Source organism: Hymenobacter sp. UYP22, assembly GCF_040547285.1.
In the GTDB taxonomy this organism is placed as follows: Bacteria; Bacteroidota; Bacteroidia; order Cytophagales; family Hymenobacteraceae; genus Hymenobacter.
On record NZ_JBEPPK010000009.1, the window covers coordinates 116,417 to 134,171 of the forward strand.

Annotated in this window: 11 protein-coding genes; 4 read left to right on the top strand and 7 right to left on the bottom strand. The window is 59.5% G+C overall.

Annotation, left to right across the window (positions count from 1 at the left end):
- Nucleotide 1: 1 nt before the first annotated feature.
- Together ABIB60_RS14920 and ABIB60_RS14925 are read right to left on the bottom strand one after the other, a co-directional pair.
- On the bottom strand, nt 2–985 hold the full coding sequence (locus ABIB60_RS14920; protein ID WP_354580985.1) for a phosphoribosyltransferase-like protein: 984 nt from the start codon (nt 983–985) through the stop codon (nt 2–4).
- A gap of 499 nt (nt 986–1,484) precedes the next feature.
- Nucleotides 1,485–2,453 carry a tyrosine-type recombinase/integrase gene (locus ABIB60_RS14925; RefSeq protein WP_354580986.1) on the bottom strand — a complete coding sequence of 323 codons (969 nt, stop codon included), beginning with the start codon at nt 2,451–2,453 and terminating at the stop codon, nt 1,485–1,487.
- A gap of 168 nt (nt 2,454–2,621) precedes the next feature.
- On the opposite strand from ABIB60_RS14925, the gene ABIB60_RS14930 reads away from it, so the two are divergent.
- From ABIB60_RS14930 to ABIB60_RS14945, 4 genes are all read left to right on the top strand, one after another.
- Entirely contained in the window at nt 2,622–3,146 is a 525-nt protein-coding gene (locus ABIB60_RS14930; RefSeq protein WP_354580987.1) for a hypothetical protein, read from the top strand.
- Between the two features lie 430 nt (nt 3,147–3,576).
- Complete coding sequence (locus ABIB60_RS14935) at nt 3,577–10,944, top strand: IPT/TIG domain-containing protein (RefSeq protein WP_354580988.1); 7,368 nt, start codon at nt 3,577–3,579, stop codon at nt 10,942–10,944.
- Between the two features lie 131 nt (nt 10,945–11,075).
- Nucleotides 11,076–11,822 (top strand): type IV toxin-antitoxin system AbiEi family antitoxin domain-containing protein, encoded by a 747-nt coding sequence (locus ABIB60_RS14940; RefSeq protein ID WP_354580990.1) that lies wholly within the window; start codon nt 11,076–11,078, stop codon nt 11,820–11,822.
- On the top strand, nt 11,819–12,796 hold the full coding sequence (locus ABIB60_RS14945) for a nucleotidyl transferase AbiEii/AbiGii toxin family protein (RefSeq protein WP_354580991.1): 978 nt from the start codon (nt 11,819–11,821) through the stop codon (nt 12,794–12,796). Before ABIB60_RS14940 ends, ABIB60_RS14945 begins: the two co-directional genes overlap by 4 nt.
- A 124-nt stretch (nt 12,797–12,920) precedes the next feature.
- On the opposite strand, the gene traN is transcribed toward ABIB60_RS14945, so the two are convergent.
- From traN to ABIB60_RS14970, 5 genes are read right to left on the bottom strand one after another with little or no spacing between them, the layout of a single operon-like run.
- Complete coding sequence (gene traN / locus ABIB60_RS14950) at nt 12,921–14,081, bottom strand: conjugative transposon protein TraN (protein WP_354580993.1); 1,161 nt, start codon at nt 14,079–14,081, stop codon at nt 12,921–12,923.
- Nucleotides 14,082–14,089: 8 nt separating this feature from the next.
- Nucleotides 14,090–15,289, bottom strand: a complete 1,200-nt coding sequence (gene traM, locus ABIB60_RS14955) for a conjugative transposon protein TraM (protein ID WP_354580994.1) — start codon at nt 15,287–15,289, stop codon at nt 14,090–14,092.
- A gap of 10 nt (nt 15,290–15,299) precedes the next feature.
- On the bottom strand, nt 15,300–15,914 hold the full coding sequence (traK, locus tag ABIB60_RS14960; protein ID WP_354580995.1) for a conjugative transposon protein TraK: 615 nt from the start codon (nt 15,912–15,914) through the stop codon (nt 15,300–15,302).
- A 38-nt stretch (nt 15,915–15,952) separates the two neighbouring features.
- Complete coding sequence (traJ, locus tag ABIB60_RS14965; RefSeq protein WP_354580997.1) at nt 15,953–17,056, bottom strand: conjugative transposon protein TraJ; 1,104 nt, start codon at nt 17,054–17,056, stop codon at nt 15,953–15,955.
- A 44-nt stretch (nt 17,057–17,100) separates the two neighbouring features.
- Entirely contained in the window at nt 17,101–17,754 is a 654-nt protein-coding gene (locus ABIB60_RS14970; protein WP_354580998.1) for a hypothetical protein, read from the bottom strand.
- Nucleotide 17,755: the final 1 nt, after the last annotated feature.

Genomic DNA, 17,755 nt, shown 5'->3' on the forward strand with positions numbered 1-17,755 from the left:
GCTAGACAGCTTTGTTGTACAAGGGATGCCAGCGATGCTTATCGAATCGGAATACGCCTAGGCAAGCATCGGGCATCGAATCATCGAGCACTAGGTTAAGCCCTAATTGATGGAATCCCTGCCAATCAGTAGCTCGCCTTCCACCTGTGTTGGGCATGGGCACACGAGTAGCAATCTGTTTTAGAACAGCTATGCCTTTCTGCCGAATTTCGTCGTTGCTCCATATCCGGGACCGAGGATGGAGAGCATTAGCTTCAGGGCCCAATATATGGGCTGGACATAATGTTAATGATGTACCGCATGCTTTACGAATCCTATCGAGACCGTAACTAGTTGCAATTAAGGGGCAATAAAAGAACTTGGTTTTGTTATAAGGTGCTATGGTATGACAAGACATTTCGAGCTCTGGCTGAAGTGGATGTATTTGGTGCCAAGTTTTAATGAACTGCGAACCTGAGCCAACAAAATCATCTACGAAGACGACAACATTGGCTAATCCGTCTTCTGGTAGCTGCAACCAGCTAAGTAACAAGTCCATAAAATCCTTAGGCACTTGCCTTGGTAATAAATCGAACGTCTCACGGGCGAGACGGGCATAGTTATAGCCACTGTCAGCGGAACTAGGTGTTACATCGTCTTGAACCGGTACAATAATCATTCTCCGTGCAACGGAAGCCCAAGTTGTTTTTGCCTCAGCTGCAGATCCTGTAAAATCAAGGACATAGGGCATAATTTTCCGAATAGCACACCGTTGCAATTCCCGAAGCATATCCTTTGGGTAGTACATAAAGTTCTTGAGTAGATCATAGGCTACTTCCAACTCGTCTGCTCCTATAAAATTTTCTAACCATTGCTCGGGCTGCATTTGGCGCGGCCACAGACCGATTCTTCTTAAAAAAGCGTATCTCTCACGAATAGCTTGCTCTCTATCTGCCTGAGTTATTATTTCGAGCTGAGTATTAGCAAATAGTTCAAGTGGTTCCATTACGGGCTGTGTTGTAAATTAATTAGGTCGGTTGTAACTGATCATAGTTCGGGCACCATTTCGGCTTCAGAGGAATGATGGGTAATCTAAGACCAGATCTCTGGCGAGCGAGTAGCAGCCGGCCCGCTGCTGGCGTAGTACCTGCTTGAGCTGCATGAGTTTGGGTATTGCCTTGGCAGAATTAATTAACGAAGCCAAGTTGGATGCGAAGGAAAGATGAAGTGCTTTCGGATTAGAACTGTGCTTGACACGCTTCTTGAATGGGGTACTGAATATCTAGTGTTAAGGAAGTGACAAGACTAAAGCTTGGGGCAGGAGGCCCAGCAATATCATCAGGGTATCCTTGTAAAGACGTTAGATATTATGAAAAGCACGCAATCTTTTAACAAGAAGATGAAGCTGAATGGGTTATAAACGCGTGAATTTTTTATGCAAACTTAGCGTTCCAAGCCAAAAGTAGTTGACAGCATGTCATTTCCAGCATGCCACTTGCAAGCAATCACAAGCCCAGTTCCTTGGCTGAGTTGTGTTGCCGCACATTGTCCAATCGGGTATAGCGCCGAATCATCGCGCTCGTCTTGTGCTTGGTTTGGTTCATCACCTTGGAGTCATCAGCCCCGTTTAGCTTAGACACCGTCACAAACGAAGCTCGCAACGAGTGGGCCGTAAACTGCGGTCCCAAGAGTTGCTGCACAATTAAATTGGTGTACTTGGTAGTCATGCGCCGAGTCGTGACTTGGTTGTTCTTGCGGAGCGATACGAACACGGGCCCCTCGTTACGGCCGAGTACCCGCAGCCAGGCCTGGAGCGACCGGATCGGGCAGAGCGCCGAATCGGGGGAGTAGAAAATGGCTTTTTCCTCGGCTTGTCCTAACTGGTTAGTTTTGCTCTGCGGTAGGGTCACGACGAGTCCGTCCTCATCAAAGGACAAGTCCTCAATATTCAACGCCGCCAGCTCCGAGCGGCGAAACGCCCCGGTAAAGCCTAATAATAACAGAGTCCGGTTGCGCAGCCCTGTCGGCCCGGTGACATCAATACTCTTCACCGTGCGTTTGAAGTTGGCCAGCGTAAATGCCGGGGCCTGCTTCTGACGGATCTTAATTTCGCGGGCAATGCCCTTGAGCAGCACTTTGAGTTTCTTGTCCGCCGTGGGCGAGTCCACGCCGGCCAGCTCGTGGGCCTTGGCAATGGCGGCGGCGTGCCGCTGGATGGTGGCAAACTTTTTCCCCGCGTCGGCCAGCTCCGTCAGAAAGCCGACCGCTGCTTCAACCGGGGCCGGCAGCGCGGCCAGCTCATTGAGCTCACACCAGGCGGTGAAGCGCTTCCAGTCCCCGGCGTAGGCGCGCACGGTGTTAGCCGCCCCGCGCAGGCCGGACTCCACGTAGCGGGAGGTGGAGGCCACCAGGTGAGCGGGCACTTGCGCACTGGTCGAGGTGGGTCGAGTGGGCAGCTGACTTTCGGTAGCCATATATATAAGGAGTAGCGGGTCAAAAAGAGGTCACTTTTCTCGCTTCTAAGATAAGGACTGATAAGTAAACATTATCAGTCCTTATTGACCTCGGGGGGTGACGATATAAGCAGCTACTGAATAGGAATGTCGATTATCAATTTGCAAACTGATAATCGACCAACTGTAATGCGACAACATAATGGAATGCGCCCGCAGGATGTAGTGGTCCTGCTGAAAGTGCTGTTGCTGGAGGACACTGCCTGGCAAGGCAAGGACTTGGCCATTGCTTTGTTCTTAAGCCCAACCGAAATATCGTTTAGCCTGAAGCGATGCCAGTACGCCCGGCTGCTGGAGGGCACTGACCGGCGCGTGGCCCAGCGCACCTTGCTGGAGTTTCTGCTCTACGGTTTACCGGTGGTGTTTCCCACTCAGCCGGGGGCCCAGGTACGGGGCCTGCCCACTGCCCATAGCGCCGCCCCATTGCGGGAGCAGCTGGTAGCCGAGCAGCTGTACGTGTGGCCCGACGCAGAAAGCGACTACCGGGGTAGCGCCATCGAGCCCTTGTACCCGCGCGTACCGCAAGCCGCCAACGCCGACGCCCGCCTCTATGAGCTGCTGGCGTTGGTGGATGCGTTGCGGGTGGGGCGCCCCCGGGAGCGAAAACTGGCTGGGGATTTATTGAAAGCTTCTTTGTTGCCGGCTCTTGTCTAACGTTGCCAACCTAGCCGCGCTGCAGGCTGTGGCCCGGACGCTGGGCCCCTTGCGGGAACGGGTACACAATCAGGTGGCCTTTTTTCGTGTACTCCTACTTCTTACGAGTGGGGGAGGTAGCTCAGCCGCCGCTATCAGCTTTCAGCTGAGCATAGTATAAGGAAACTGCACTCTTACCGTAAGCCCGAATGAGTACACCGATCAAGATCCCGGTGGTTTTCCCAGACTTCCAACAAAAGCCCCCTTACGCCAAGAGATCGACTACTAGGCCTGCAAGGCAGAGGTACTTGATCCGCCCTCCTCAATCTGTATATTCCTGGTTATTAAAATATTTTAGGCTTGCTCAATTAGTAAACACAGCTGAATTTTGTACAGACAATCCATTGCTAGTCGACCATTCCATTGCTAGCTGATACCTATTCCCAAGTGAATGAAGCATTTCTACAACCAACCTTCTTGTAAGGTCAAGTTACCAAGGGACTCCAACAACCATCGGTCACCTTTACACCGGAGTTTATTTCGAATTTCATACTGCATTACCGCTCTGGTGCTGGTAGTAACTGGGCAGCGGGCCTGGGCGCAGGCACCACAGGTTGTAACGGTGGCGCCCGGCCGCAATACTATCGCGGCCAGGGTGAACTCGAACGTAAGGGTTACTTTCTCCCAGCCCATGCAGGCTGCCGCGACTTCCACTACCGGCCTGCGGGTCTTCAGCAGCCAGCGTGGCGGTTTGCTGACTGGCACCTACAGTGGAGCCGGCACCACTACTGCCACCTTTCAGCCTGCCCAGCACCTTAAGCCTGGTGAAACGGTTCAGGTTGATGTTTTAAAAGGTGCACTGAGTGCAACGGGGCAGGCATTATTGGCTTCGTTAACTCAATTCACCGTTGCCACTACACCATCCCCCGGCACGTTTGGGTTACCAGGCCAAGCCCTGACAGCCACACGAGACACCTACGGGGTGACGGCCGCCGACTTTAATGGGGACGGAAACCTAGATCTGGCCAGTTGCAGCCAGTACACTACCTCAAAGGTGCAGGTGCACTTCGGGCTGGGCGACGGTACGTTTGGCAGCCCAGTCGATTACGCGATGGGGCCGGCGTATTTCCTGACCTCCGCCGACTTGGACAACGATGGTGACCTGGATTTGCTGGTAGGCAATGGGGGACAAGTGATCGTAATGCAAAATAACGGGAAAGGCGTATTCACAACCTTGCGCCCTTTTCGGACTGGCGACGACGTACGCACAATTGCGCCGGCTGATCTAGATGGGGACGGCAACCTAGATATGGTGGTAGCCTGCGCCGCATCTGGAAGCGTATTTGTCCATTTTGGTCAGGGCGATGGGACCTTCAGCACCACAAGGGGTAACTACTTCAGTATAAGTGCCCCGGTAGGGGTAGCAGTGGGAGATGTCGATGGGGATGGAGACTTGGATTACGTGACCGCCGGGGCCCAGAGCAACCGGGCCTTCGTGCGCCTGAATGACGGAACCGGCACCTTTACGGCTGGGGCAACGCTGACCGTCGGATTTCAGCCGAATAGTATTGCTCTCGGCGACCTGAACGGTGACGGAGCACTGGATGTGGTGACGGCTAACCAGAACAGTAGCAACGTGTCCGTGCTGCTGAATACGAACGCAGGTACTGGCACTTTCCAGACTGCCACTACGCTCAATACCGGTAATGTTCCCACGGATGTGAAGCTGGGCGACGTGGATGGGGATGGAGACCTGGACCTGGCAGTTAGCGGCAATACCCGGGATGTACGACTCAACAATGGCAGTGGAATATTCAGCCCCGGTCAGCTTATTCCATCCGGAGCGTATTACGTAGCCCTGGCCGACGTAAACAACGACGGCACGCTGGATCTGATAGGCGGATCCAATCCTTCACCTACCGGCAGCACCGGTAGCATTAATGTATATCTGAACGGGGCCACACCAACGCTTACCAGCTTCGCGCCTGGCAGCGGCCCTATTGGCAGCAGCGTCACGCTGACGGGCACCAATCTGGCCGCCACTACGCAGGTGAGCTTTACTGGTAGGCCAGCCGCCAGCTTCACGGTGAACTCTGCTACAACAGTAACGGCGGTGGTGCCGGCGGGAACAATCAGCGGGCCCATCGAAGTCACCACAATGCCGGGCATGCAAGCTACCAGTGCCACCCGATTTGTAATTCCTGCCCCCGTCATAACCAGTGTTAGCCCAACCGAGGGGCTGGCGGGAACGATCGTCACGATAACGGGTACCGGGTTTCTGGAAGCTACGCAGGTAACGTTTGCTGGCACGGCCGCTCCGGGATTTACGGTGAACGCTGCTGGCACGCAACTGACAGTGGCGGCTCCGGCTGGGGTGAGCACTGGCGCGGTGTTGGTCACAACGCCTAATGGTACCAGCAATGGTATGCCGTTTACCGGGGCACCAACGCTCACCACGATCTCACCGGCTTTCGGCCCGGCCGGAACGATTGTGACGCTGACCGGGGCAGGATTGAAAAATGCCAGTGCCGTCACTTTTGGCGGAGTAGTGGCACCGGGCTTTACGGTGGATGCGGGTGGCACCAGCCTGCAGGTGAGTGCTCCCGCCGGGGTACTTTCGGGGTTGGTATACGTGACCACTCCCTACGGGGTGAGTAACGGCTTGACATTTACGGGGGCACCCATTATCACCTCGTTTTCGCCGGCATCGGGACCAGCGGGCACCCGGGTGACGGTGCAGGGTCTTAATTTGACGGGTACCAATCAGGTGACGTTCGGCACAGCTACCACCTCGACAATTACCGGTAATTCAGCTACCCAGTTCTCGGTAACGGTGCCCAGCGGGGCGGGCAGCGGCCCCATTCGGGTTCGGACAACTGCCGGTACGGCCGTAAGTACTACACCCTACACTATGCCGTCCCCAGTACTCACGGCCCTGACTCCCACCAGCGGCCCCGCAAACACCATCGTCACCCTTACCGGGACAGACCTGAACGACGCGACAAGTGTAACGTTTAACGGCAAAGCCGCCAGCTACTTCTTCGCTAACTCAGCTACTTCCCTCTCGGTTTATTCGCCAACGGGAGTAACAACCGGCCCGGTAGTGGTGACCACACCGGGTGGCCCCAGCAATGGACTGCTTTTTACGGCGGCTCCAGTGCTGAGCAGCTTCAGCCCACTTAGCGGCAATCCCGGCACGGTAGTAACCCTGACGGGACAAAACTTGACTGGAGCTACGCAGGTTACCTTCAATGGGGTGGCGGCCCTCAACTACACCGTCGTATCAGCCACCCAACTGACGGTTACCGTACCGGTGGGGGCCAGCACCGGCCTGGTCCGCGTGACTACGCCAGGAGGCACTGCCGCCAGCAGCACCTACTTCACCGTCCCGGCTCCGGTTCTGACCGCGATTGCCCCCGCTGCCGGACCGGCTGGCACAGTCGTCACGCTGACGGGCAGTAACCTGCTGGGCCTGACGGGCGTGACATTTAACGGGCTGGCAGCTCCTGATGGAATAGTTGACGCCACCGGGACCCAGATAACCGTAACGGCTCCCGTAGGAGTTACAACCGGACCGGTCGTGGCGAGTACGGGCTCAGGCCGCAGTAATGGGCTGCTCTTTAGTAGCGCCCCCAGCCTGACGGCACTTAGCCCGGCATTTGGGCCTGCCGGCACGGCGGTAACGCTCACGGGTACGGGCCTGACAGGTACCACCCAAGTAACATTTAATGGTACGACAGCTGCGGGCTTCGTCGTAAACGCGGGGGGTACGCAACTCACCGTAACAGCCCCAGCGGGCTTAACTACTGGCCCGGTAGTAGCTACGAACAGTTACGGGGCCGGCAACGGACTGATCTTTACCCTGCCTCCGACTATTACCAGCGTAAACCCCAGCAGCAGCCCAGTTGGCAGCAGCGTTGTCGTAACGGGCACTGACCTGATGGGAGCTACCCGGGTAACGGTGAATGCCACAGCAGCCACCAACTATACGGTCAACTCCGCAACACAACTCACCTTCGTGGTACCTGCAGGTGCGACCAGCGGCTTGGTGCGGGTAACCACTCCCGCCGGCACAGCCAGCAGCTCCGCCAACCTGACTATCCCGGGCCCGGTGCTTACGACGCTAACTCCTGATGCCGGCCCCCTCGGTAGTTCGGTGGCTATTGCCGGCCGCAACCTGCACGATGCGCGTCAGGTAACATTTAATGGCGCTCCCGCTACCGGGTTTACGGTGAACGGTACCGGTACTGTGCTGACTGTGACGGTGCCCGCGGCCGCTACGACCGGCCCGGTAGTGGTAACGACTCCGAATGGGGTGAGCAACGGCCTGACGTTTACGGTTGGCCCTACTCTGACGAATGTGTCTCCGGCGTTCGGGGGGCCAGGTACGCTGGTAACGCTCACGGGCAGCAACCTTACCGGTACTACCCAGGTCAGTTTTAACGGGACAGCAGCTCCTGGCTTCACGGTGAATACGGCAGGCACCGCTCTGACGGTAGAAGCCCCGGCCGGGGTTACCACCGGGCCAGTAGTGGTAACGGCGGGCGGTACGGCCAGCAACGGGTTGCTCTACACGGCGGCTCCGGTCATTGTTGCCTTTACGCCCGCCAGTGGGCTGATTGGCTCAAGCGTAACCCTTACCGGCACCGACTTGCACCAACCTACTCAGGTACTGTTTAACGGCGTGCCCGCCCCGTTCGTAGCAGGCTCAGCTACCCAGTTGAGGGCAACAGTTCCCGTAGGCGCGAGCACGGGACCCGTGCAAGTTGTAACTGCGCACGGTAGTGGTAGCAGCGCTGTTAATTTCACGATACCGGCCCCGGTGCTAACGAGCGTAGCTCCCGCGGCCGCTCCGGTGGGCGCCACGATTACGCTGGCTGGGACGAATCTACAAGGAACTACCGGGCTCACGTTCGGCAATGTCACAGCCACCGGGTTCACGGTAAACGCGGCAGGTACAATTCTGACGGTGGGCGTACCTGCCGGGGCTACCGGTGGCCCGCTGGTCCTTACAGCCCCCCATGGCAGCAGTAACGATCTCGCTTTCGCGGTGCTCCCGGCTATTATAGCCGTGACGCCCGCCACGGCGGTTGTGGGCACGCCCGTGACAATAACGGGTACCACATTTGCCGGTACCACCCAAGTGAGCTTTAATGGGGTAGCAGCCCCGTTTACCTTCGGGTCAGCCACTCAGCTAACGGCCGTCGTGCCGGCTGGAGCCAGCAGTGGGCCGCTACGGGTAACTACGGCGGCTGGCTCAAGCGCCGCGTTTGCCTTTGCCGTATCGCCCACTGTGGTGCAGGTAACGCCAACTGGCAATAGCCTGAATGTGTTGCCCGGCACCAGCATTAGCGCCAGTTTCTCCCGGGCGGTGAATGCGGCAACAGCCGGCCCGGCGGGATTGCGTCTGTTTGGCAACCAGTCCTTCGGGGTATTGCCGGGCTCCTATAGTGGAGGCGGTACTAATACAGTCTCCTTTACCCCCAGTAAGGCGCTACGGGCCGGCGAAACCGTTCAGGTGATTATTCGATCAGCTGCCGCCGCTGCCGATGATACGCCGGTGGACCGGCCTTATGTTACCCAGTTCACGATGGCTACTGGTCCGGCTCCCGGTACTTTTGCGGCCGGACATCAGTATCTGCCCACCACGGGTAGCACTTTCGGGGTTGCAGTGGGGGACTTTAACCGCGATGGCTACCCCGATGTGGCTGCTTCCAGCGCCCGCACCAGTCCCACGGCCTTCCTGACGATCTACTACGGCGACGCGAATGCTAATTTTGCCAGCAGTTCCAGTACGATGCTGGGCGCGGCCACCTACCTGACCAGCGTCGACGTGGACAACGACGGCGACCTGGATTTGGTAGCCACACTGCCCTTGGGTAACCTGGAGGTGTGGCGCAACGACGGTTTGGCGGGGTTTCAGCTTCATAGTACTGTGGCCACGCCCAATGCGCGCATGACAGTAGCGACTGACCTGAACGGGGACGGTAACCAGGACCTGCTGATCAGCTGCAACTACGGTGGGGCCTACAGCTGTCTAGGTCGGGGGGATGGCACCTTCGGCGTAGCCACCTCGATCATTACCGGCCGGGTGATGGGACTCACCGCGGGGGATGTGGACAATGACGGTGATGTGGACGTAATCACCGTTAATGCGACGGGTAACAATGTCGCCGTGCGCCTTAACGATGGTGCTGGCAACTTGGCGACGCCCGTGCTAATACCAGTACTCAACGCTCCGAGTGCCGTCGCTTTCGGCGACGTAACCGGTGACGGGGCTCCGGACCTGCTCGTGGCTCAGTACGATTATGGTCCGACTGCAGGGCAAAGCTCAATAGTGCTGCTGACTAATAGCGGAACCGGCACATTTACGGCGGGCACGCCGGTGGCAGTCGGTGGTCATCCCCTCGATCTGAAACTGGGGGATGTGGACGGGGACGGGGACCTGGATGCGATAACTGTGAATGAATCCTCCGCCAGCGCATCCATTTGTCTTAACCAAGGCCAGGGGAGATTTGTCCTTACGACCACGGTGCCGGTTGGTAGTGGCCCCACCAGCTTGGTTTTGGCAGATATTGATGGTAATCGCACGCTGGATTTAGTGACGGCCAACTCGACCAGCATGGCCCCTGAGGGCGCGCTTATCGTGTATAATAAGCCGGCCCGTTACGTATGGACCGGAGCCGCCGGGAGTGATTGGAACACGCCCGGAAACTGGCAGAGTGGCCTCGTGCCGACGGCAGCCGTCGATGCGGTTATCCCGGCCGGTTTAACTGCGTACCCCATACTCAGCCCTGGTCCACAGGCGGTTAGCACGCTCACAGTCGCCGCAGGAGCCACCTTGACGCTCCCGGCTACCGCTACCCTGCGCGTAAGCGGTGATTGGCAGCACAACGGCAGCAGCCAGCTGTCCGGTGCCGTGGTGTTTACAGGCTCGGGCACCCAGCTGCTCATGGGCTCAACTATGCCCAGCTTTACGTCACTCGAGGTGGACAAGCCGGTTGGAGTACTGGCTTTGCAACGGGCCGCTACTGTCACCGGCGCAGTTCGCCTGCGCTCTGGCCGGCTGCTAACCGGTGCAACTGAGCTGATCACCAGCGGTGCCATGCTTAGTGAAACGGAAACCAGTTATGTAGAGGGTACCGTAACAAGTACGGCAGACATACAGGCTACCGGCACCAACTACACTTTTGGTAATCTGGGGCTTGTCCTTACGTCCAGTGGGTCTGGCTTGCCCGGCAGCACAACCGTACGACGGATTACGGGTCAGTCCGTTCTCCTACCGGCTGGCACCAGTATACAGCGCTACTTCAGCATTCAAGCGGCCAACTCTACGGGCCTTGATATGAAGCTGGAAACTACCTATTGGAATCATGAGCTGGCGGGGCTTCACAAATCCCGGTTGGGAGCATTCAGTGCTGTATCAACCACTGGTCCTTGGCGGCCCCTGGCCAGCATGAATGACTCCACGGTGAGTAAAGTTATCAGTACCGGTCTCACCCAACTCAATGGGGTATGGACGCTAGGTAGGACAAGTACAATACTGGCTCTCCAGCCCAGCGGTAAGCGCCAGCCGGCACCAGCATTCTTTGTCTACCCCACTCAGTTAACTGACAACGAGTTTCACTATCAATTCACGGGCAGGCTGACGGCTGATGTGACCCTTAGCATCTACAACGCCATGGGACAACTGGTCGTAAACCCATTTCCCATCCGGTCAGCTACTGACCGCCTAATGCTGCCAACTCTGGCAACGGGATGGTACAGCGTCCGGTTGCTGACACAAGGCCACGTTTACATAGCTCGCTTCTACCGCTAATAAGGTGCTTGGGTCCGTACATGCGGTAGTTGGTGAGATTGTAGCACGATATTCTCATAAACGCAAAGTTTTTAAGCAAAAAAACTTTGCGTTTATGAGAATATCGTACCTTCGTATGACGTTGGCTACCTATGGCTCGTTCCCGTACATCTCCCACCCAGCAGCGTCTGCTGCAGCGGCTGCACCAGTTGTCGCCGGGGCAGATTGTGCGCTTCAGTGACTTCGAGGAGTTAGGTTTGAGCGCCCCGGCCGTAGCCTCGGCGCTGAATCGGCTGACCCGCACGGGGCAGGTGCAGCGCGTCGCCAAAGGCCGCTACCGCATCGCCCCCACCGGCCGTTTCGGGCCGGTGCCGCCCAGTGAGCAGCAAATCCTGACGTCCCTGCTGCAGGCCCCGGCGACCGGAAGTCTGGAATACCCCACCGGCGCGGCTATCTTCAACCGGCTCGGACTGACTACCCAGCTACCCCGCGAGATTGAGATTGCCACGCCCCGGCCCAAGCCGGCCAGGCAGATAGGCACCGTGCGCGTACGCTACGTGCGCAACGCCGGCGCCGGCCGGCCGGAAGAAATAGCTTTGCGGCAGTTGCTCGACGTACTCCGCCGCATCAAACGGGTGCCCAACGCCCGTCCGGCCAATGTGCTTATGCAACTGCGGGAAAAGGTGCGGCAGCTGCCTGCGGCGCAGAAGCGTCGCCTGGTGGATCTGGCCCTAACGTACAACCCCGCCACCCGCGCCCTGCTTGGGGCCTTGTTAGAACAAGTGGGTGAGTCTACGCTGACCGAGCCCCTGCGCCAGAGCCTGAATCCATTATCCACCTATCGCCTCGGCTTGTCCGCGGCGGATTTACCCAACCGTGACCTGTGGCGAATCCGATGACGTTGCACCGCCAACCCGACGTGTTTGCAGAAGCCATTCTGCTGGCGGCCACCGAAATGGAATTAAGCCAGGCCCTGATTGAGAAGGACTACTGGGTGACATGGGTTCTGCGCAACCTGGCAACTTCGCCCGTAGCCGGTGAAGTCGTATTCAAGGGCGGTACCGCCTTATCGAAAGCGTACCGGCTCATTGATCGCTTCTCGGAGGACGTAGACCTGGCCGTACTGCTGGGCGGGCGCACCGGTGCCGCGGTAAAGTCTCTGATCCGGCAGGTGCACCAAGCGGCCGTGGGAGCAGGCACTAGGGAGGAATTGCCGGAGGTGCCGGGTAGCAGCAAACGGGGGCAGATTCGGCGCGTGTACCACCGCTACCCCCGCACGTTCCCGCATACCTCCACGGTAGCCGGCGAAAATATTCTGCTGGAGATAACCGCTTTCGGGGAGCCCCATCCCGTGGTGCGGCTGCCGCTGAGCTCTTATATCGCCGACGTGTTTACGGCGCGGGCGATGAAAACGGAGCTGGACGAGTTTGGGCTCCGCGCCTTTGATTTCAACGTGCTGAGCCTGGGGCGCACTTTCGCCGAAAAAATCATGGCGCTGGTGCGGGCGTCGTACGAGCCCGATCCGGCTCTGGGAGTAAGCAGCAAAGTACGGCACCTGTACGATCTGCATAAGCTGGCCGGACACGCCGAGGTGCAGGCGTTGCTGCCGGGCCCGGACCTGTTTTCACTACTAAGCGCCGTGCAGGCCGATGACGCTTCCGCCGGGGTGAAAGGGCCGAACCACGAGTGGAAAAACCAACCGTTAAGTGCATGCTGGGCTTACCAGCAGGACGCGGTAAATCTGCTTGAGGCCCGCCGTGCTTACGAGCGCGAGCTGCCGGAACTGCTGCACCAGCCGGCCCCTGAGTTCGACCAGGTGATGCAGACTATGCGCAACATTGCGGCGCGGTTAGCCGCGTTTGACCAGCGGTAAGTGATTATCGGCTGATGATAGGCAACCTGATTGGGTAGAGAAAGGGAAATTCACTGCCAGCACTCACCTCACCACATAGTGCTAGGTCATAGCGCAAGCCTGCTGTGAGCCAAAGCAATCTTTCCTAGTGGAAGCCGCGGGCCCGGAGCAGGTCGCGGTTGGAAAGCGTGAGCGTGATATTGCGCCCGCCCCCTTTTTCGTACACCTCGACAACCAGATTTTTCTGGTCGGGAATGGTGAACTTCTTGAACACAAATACCTGCTGGAGCTTACCGGTCGCTTCAATCTTTTTCAGGTTGCCGTTGTACACGTAGGTGGGCGTCAGCTCAATGGCCTGCTCGGCCGTGCGCTTGGCCACCTTCTTATCCTGGATGTAGAACTTGACGAAATCCACGTCATACGTCACGTTGGAGCGGTTGCGCAGGTGCAGCGGGAAAAATAAGGTTTCCTGCTGGTAGCCCACGCTCCCCGCGCGCACGCTGAGCTGGTTCTTCGTGTCGCTGGCCGCCGAGCCGCCGCGCGCCAGCGCCTGCTGGGAATAGGCATCCAGGTTGCCCTGCGGAATGGGCGTATTCGACAGGATGGCCTCGCTGCCGCTGCCGGCCTGGGCAGCGGCGCTATTCATCGTGCTCAGGTCCAGGCTCAGCACCCTGGGGTCGTGCTGGTAGTTGACGACGAACATATAGAGCTTGCCCCCGGAAGTAAGCACGGTCATGTTGGTTTCACTCAGGCGGTTGCTGGCCGCCTTCACGCGCACAATATTGTCGGCACCCGTGGCTTTGGCGGCCAGAATGCCTGAGTTGCCCAGGTCCACATAGGTAACCGGATAGGGAAACACGAGGTGCGTGGTTTTCTGGTCCGAAACGTAGAGCGGGAGCACGGGCAGCCTGGCTGGGCCCGCGCTGGGCGCGCCCAGGTCCAGGCCCAGCTGGCGCGGGTTGCGCTGGTAGCCCACCACAAAGGAGTAGAGCTTGCCGCTGGCCGTCAGCACGGTCATGTTGGTTTCGCTGAAGCCGCTGCCGGTAGCCTTCACGCGCACGATGTTTTCGGAACCCGTAGCCTTGGCCGCCATCAGCCCGGCGCTGCCCAAGTCAACGTAGGTGACCGGGGAAGGAAAGACCAGGTGAGTCGTTTTCTGGTCCGAAACATACAGCGGATAGGTCGCCAGCTTGGCCGCGGCGGCCGGGGCCACGGGCCGGGTGCTGGCCAGCGTTGTGGATTGGGCCAGCGCGGGCGTTGCGGCCAGGCCGAGGGACAAGGTGCAGAGGGCAAGGGCGATTCTCATAGCGTAGCTTATTTATCAATCTTCAACATGACCTGGTAGCCGGCTTTCAGGCGCACTTTGACCAGGCGGATTTTCTTCTGGCCGAGGCCCTTGACGGCGGTAACCGCCACGCCGGCCGCGGCCAGCGTAGGGTCGGCGCTCATGGTCATGGCGTCGGCGGCGTTCAGGCCATCGGCCCCGGCCTGCTTGGCCGCGTCTCGGGTAATGGCGCCCGGGATGTGCAGGCCTTCCAGACCGTCCACGTCGTAGACTTCGAGGGCTACCGGGAAGACCCGATTACCGGTTTTCAGCGTTTCGATGCTGATATTCAGCCGCTCCCCGGCCAGGCTGCACTTGCCGTAAATAAAGGTGTTGGCCGGCAGGGCGCGGCCGTTGACCACGGCCGATTCCGTCAGGCGCATTTTCACCAGCGAGCCGCTGACAACTTCCTGCGATTCGTGAATAACGGCCGGCAGGGTATTAGCATCCTCAGTGGCCGCCCGACCGTCATCCAGACCCGTGAACGAGGCCGTGCGCCGTCTGCCCGCGCCGTTCGAGCCCAGGCGGGAAACAACGGCGTCGTCATCGACCACTTTGGCCCGGGTGCTGGCTTTTTTCTTCGGCTTGACCACCGTCGGCGCGGCCGGGCAGGCTACCCCTCCTCCACCGCTGTTGCTCTGCGCCAGCAACTGTGCCATCTGCAGCTGGGCGTCTTTCTCGGCCAGCTCCCGCTCGTGCTGGCTGCGCAGCAGCTCCAGCTGCTCCTGGGGCGTGAGGGAGCCGGGGGCAGCTGTCGTTGGGGCCACCGCCGTGCCGGGCGCGACCCCACCGTTCAGTTGGGCTTGCTGGGCGGCAATAAGCTGCTGCTGGGCTTCTACCACGGACTTATCCACCGAGCCGTTGGGGCCGGGCTTACCGTCAGCGCCAATCGAATACGACAGGCCCGAGCTGGCCGCCGTATCGAGGTGGGCATCGACCAGTCCCCGGTTGCGCAGGGTGTCCACCGGGCTGGCGTAGGCTTCGAGCTTGCTGGCCGTAATGGAGCCCTTCTCGGCCGTGGGCAAGGTGGTGTTAAAGCCGGACGGCACGTTCTGGGCCTCGGCGGGCGCGCCCTGGCCCCCGCCGCCCAGGTAGAACATGATGGCCAGGAAGGGGACGCCCACCACTGGCAGGAAGGTGGCCATCTTGCGGGTGCGCAGAAAGTGCGCGTCGTGCGGTTTGGTTTCCATCGGGTGGGGCTTAGCGGGGCTGGGTGCTGAGGTCTTCATTGCGCAGGACGCGCCAGTTCTCCATCAGGAAGCCGTGCGGGTTGTTCTCCGAGCGCGTCACGTCGCGCAGCGAGCATTCGGAGAGGAAGTTGCGGGTAGTCACCGAGGTGGCCCGGATGACGCGCTGGTGGCCGTAGCACCGCGCCACTAGGGGGCGCGCGTTGGTTATTACCACGCTGTCCACGCTCATTTCCAGGCTGATGTTGGCGGCAATCAGGTCGTTGTAGAAGCCCTTCTCTTTGAAGTTCTCGTACTGCCGCTTCGCGGAGTTGTCGGCCAGGTACAGCGCCTTGTTCACGTTGCTGTCGATGGCCTTCTGGTCGGGGTCGAGCGTGAAAAACAGCTCGTGAAAGCGCGTGACGTGGGCGCGGGCCTCTACCGGGCGGTTGGCCCGCGCATCCCGGGCGCCGGCCGTGAGCAGCTGCCCGCCCTCCAGCACGTAGATGCGGTTGGCGGCCGCAGTGGTGGTCTGAAACGCGAAGTAGGCAATGGTGCCGGCCAGCACCAGCACCGCCACAATGAAGAGCAAGGCCAGGGTTTTGACCTGCTGGAAGGCGGAATCAATAGTTTTCAGGGATGCGAACATGGCTAAGAAGGGCTAGTGGGAGATGGAGTAGCCTGGGCTTAAGCGGAGCGGCGGCCAAAGACCCGTTCCCGAAGGGCCGTGCCGGCGCGGTGGCCCAGCTGCTCGCCCCAGGACCGGTTGTCGGTGGCTGCCGACCCCGTGGCGGCCGCCACGGCGGCCGGGGCCGTGCCCAGGCGAGTAGCCGCACCAGCCGCGGCGCCCGCCGTAGCGGCGGTGCCCACCAGGGCCCCCTGCATGGCGCGGGCCACGCCGCTCACGCCCGAGGCGGCCAGCATCATATCCGTGATGAAGGGAATGACCAGGTAGCCGGCAATGGCAATGCAGAGAAAGACCAGATAGCCAAAGTCGGCGGAGTCAACCCCGGCGCCGGTGTTGAGGCGGCCAATGTCAGCTTCCAGCATCATCACCTGGAACTGACCCATGATGGCCCCGAAGATATTGGCCACCGGCACCCACAGGCTGATGGTCACGAACTGCCCCAGCCACTTGGCAATGGAGCCGGTAAAGCCCGGGAAAATGGCAATGCCGAAGGTCAGCGGCCCCAGCACCGACAGCACGATGAGCAGGAAGGTGGCCAGCACGTTGACAAGCAGGCGCGCGGCAATGTGGAAGAGCTCCAGGGTGTTTTTCATCCACTCCCGGAAGTCCTGCTTGACCTCGTACTTGAGTTTGTCGAAGCCCAGTGCTGCCTGCTGGCCCATATTGCTCATGCCTGTGGCCCCACCCAGCTCCTCCAGCCGCTTCTCATAGGCCTCGTCCGTGGCGAAGTACTCGTTGCCAGGCTGGCGGGCCAGCAAGGCTTTTTTCTGCTGCTGCAGCTGGTCGATTCGGGCGGTCTGGTCGGTGCGCACCGAATCGGTGCTGGTGGCCAGCGCGCTCGTGATGCCGCGCAGGCCGCCGAGCAGCTGCGGAAACAGCAGGATGGCCAGGCCAATCAGGAAGGGACGCAGCAGCGGGTACAGGTCGATGGGCTCGGCCCGGGCAATATGGCCCCACACCCGGGAGCTAATGAATATCAGGGCAGCAATGCCGCCCACGGCGCGGCCCAGGGTCACGAACTGCGCGACCAGCGGCAGCATCGAGTCGTAGAGCCGGCCTAGCATCTGCTCCATCTGAAGCATCTGCATGGTGATTGAGTTCATGTCCATGGTGAGCGGGAAATGCGTGGGGAAAAGGATACTGGGCGCTAGCGGGCGTCGTCGGCCCCAATCAGGGCGAGTACCGAGGCCCGGTCCTGCCGGGCTTGCTGCTGCTGGTAAGCCACGGCCCGGCACTTGTTGGTGTAGTAAGTCATCAGGTGCTGCTGCTGCTGCATCCGGTCGGCAATGCGGTTGATGAACTTCAGGCGCTGGGCGTCCGTCATCTGGGCCCGGTTGGTGGTCATGATGGTGGCCAGCTCGGCGATGAGCGACACGTTTTCCTGCAGCAAGACCTGGTACATGATGGAGGCCTCCGTGACCTGTGCGGGCGTAAGGCCCCGGGTGCGCAGCTCGGTTACGCCGCTGGAAAACTGGGTAATCATGGCCGCCTGGGCGTCGTAGATTTCCCGCACTCGGCGGTAGTTGCGCACCCCGGCGCTGATTTGCAGCAGGCTGCTGTACCACTGAGCGTGCAGGGCCTGGGTTTGGTCAGTAATGCCCTTGATGGCCGTGCTGAGTTGCTTGATGTCGCCGGCCAGCACCTTAGCCCGGCCCTTCAGCGTGGTCGATACGCCCTGGTGGAGAATCTGCTTGCGCGAGATTTGCTCGGAGATGGGCGCTGATATCACCGTTTGGGCCCGCGCCGGCCGGGCCACCAGGGCCAGCAACGCCAGCAGCACGAATAAGGAGGCAGTTTTCATC

What these genes read in the sequence shown, in the direction of transcription:
- ABIB60_RS14935 (WP_354580988.1), top strand. Translation starts at nt 3,577, where the DNA reads ATGAAGCATTTCTACAACCAACCTTCTTGTAAGGTCAAGTTACCAAGG.
- traM (WP_354580994.1), bottom strand. Translation starts at nt 15,289, where the DNA reads ATGGAAACCAAACCGCACGACGCGCACTTTCTGCGCACCCGCAAGATG.
- ABIB60_RS14945 (WP_354580991.1), top strand. Translation starts at nt 11,819, where the DNA reads ATGACGTTGCACCGCCAACCCGACGTGTTTGCAGAAGCCATTCTGCTG.
- traJ (WP_354580997.1), bottom strand. Translation starts at nt 17,056, where the DNA reads ATGAACTCAATCACCATGCAGATGCTTCAGATGGAGCAGATGCTAGGC.
- ABIB60_RS14920 (WP_354580985.1), bottom strand. Translation starts at nt 985, where the DNA reads ATGGAACCACTTGAACTATTTGCTAATACTCAGCTCGAAATAATAACT.
- traK (WP_354580995.1), bottom strand. Translation starts at nt 15,914, where the DNA reads ATGTTCGCATCCCTGAAAACTATTGATTCCGCCTTCCAGCAGGTCAAA.
- ABIB60_RS14930 (WP_354580987.1), top strand. Translation starts at nt 2,622, where the DNA reads ATGCGACAACATAATGGAATGCGCCCGCAGGATGTAGTGGTCCTGCTG.
- ABIB60_RS14925 (WP_354580986.1), bottom strand. Translation starts at nt 2,453, where the DNA reads ATGGCTACCGAAAGTCAGCTGCCCACTCGACCCACCTCGACCAGTGCG.
- ABIB60_RS14970 (WP_354580998.1), bottom strand. Translation starts at nt 17,754, where the DNA reads ATGAAAACTGCCTCCTTATTCGTGCTGCTGGCGTTGCTGGCCCTGGTG.
- ABIB60_RS14940 (WP_354580990.1), top strand. Translation starts at nt 11,076, where the DNA reads ATGGCTCGTTCCCGTACATCTCCCACCCAGCAGCGTCTGCTGCAGCGG.
- traN (WP_354580993.1), bottom strand. Translation starts at nt 14,081, where the DNA reads ATGAGAATCGCCCTTGCCCTCTGCACCTTGTCCCTCGGCCTGGCCGCA.